The organism is Oleiphilus sp. HI0061, from assembly GCF_001635675.1.
On the sequence record NZ_LWFE01000244.1, the window covers coordinates 1 to 1,043 of the forward strand.

General features: G+C 41.5%; 2 protein-coding genes. One reads left to right on the top strand and one right to left on the bottom strand.

The genetic code is table 11. The features are described from left to right. The coding region (locus A3735_RS03025) for a transposase (RefSeq protein WP_156499361.1) at positions 1 to 459 on the bottom strand (459 nt) is incomplete at its 3' end. A gap of 339 nt (positions 460 to 798) precedes the next feature. Here A3735_RS03025 and A3735_RS03030 point away from each other — a divergent pair. After that, positions 799 to 1,043, top strand: a 245-nt coding sequence (locus tag A3735_RS03030; RefSeq protein WP_068637571.1) for a putative quinol monooxygenase, incomplete at its 3' end; no start/stop codon positions are given.

Below are 1,043 nucleotides of genomic sequence, written 5' to 3' on the forward strand. Positions count from 1 at the left end.
AAGTTGATGCTTCGCATCGTTTAAATCTCGCATGGCTGCTTCTCGTGCGCGAGATAAGTCACGCACCGCTTCATCTTCGGGTTCAGGTACGTAGATTGGGTCAAGGTCATTGTTCTTCAGTAGTCGAGCGAGTTTCTGAGCGTCTCGTTTATCTGTCTTCACTCGCTCACCAGGTTTCTTGGGGATGAGAGATGGCGCGACTAAGAAACAGCAGTGACCAAGGCTGGTGAGAAGTCGATAAATCCAATAACCACAAGGGCCTGCTTCATAGACAAAGTGAAGTGTCGCATGCGGGTATTTCGATTGTAATTGTCGAGCAAGTTTTACAAAGCCTGCTTTGGTGGACTGAATGCGGCCTAGGTCGATAACTTCTGAGGTACGGTAATCAAGGGTATAAGCGACTTGAGTTTGTTCTTTGTGAGTATCTAAACCAATAAATAGTATGTTATCTTTTTGCATGGTGCTGGCCTCTAATTTATAGCGTAACAACTATAATATGGCTCGGCCTTTGCTAACCCACGAATTGGAGGTCAGCACTCTTTAGTGGGGAGTCATTATGTCTAAATGCAATAAGGGAAGTCGGCAATTGAGTAAAGAACTTTGAGCATTGTTGTTGTATTAGTTGTTTTAATTCTAATCGGGTTATTAGTTAGTCGTATCTTTACGAATCATAGAAACAAAGCTAATACCATTTGCTCTAATTGTGGTCATAACTTTGAGAGTACAACTGGAAAGTTAATTAAAGTATTAAGAGGCCCATCTCCTCTTTAAAATTAAACGAATGAATAAGGAAGTTCAATGAAAGCAAAAGTAGCAGTATTTGGATCATTAAGGTTTCCTCCAGATAATACCGAAAAAGTATTACCACACTTAAATGCTTTAGTTCGTAGCACTCACGAAAATGATGGATGCATTGCGTACGATGTTGCGGAAGATCCATTCGATAAGGGCTTAATTCGTTTTTCAGAGTTGTGGCCGAATCGTGAGAGCTTAAATGATCACCTAAGTGCGCCGCACATTAAACCATGGCGAGAGCAGGCTAA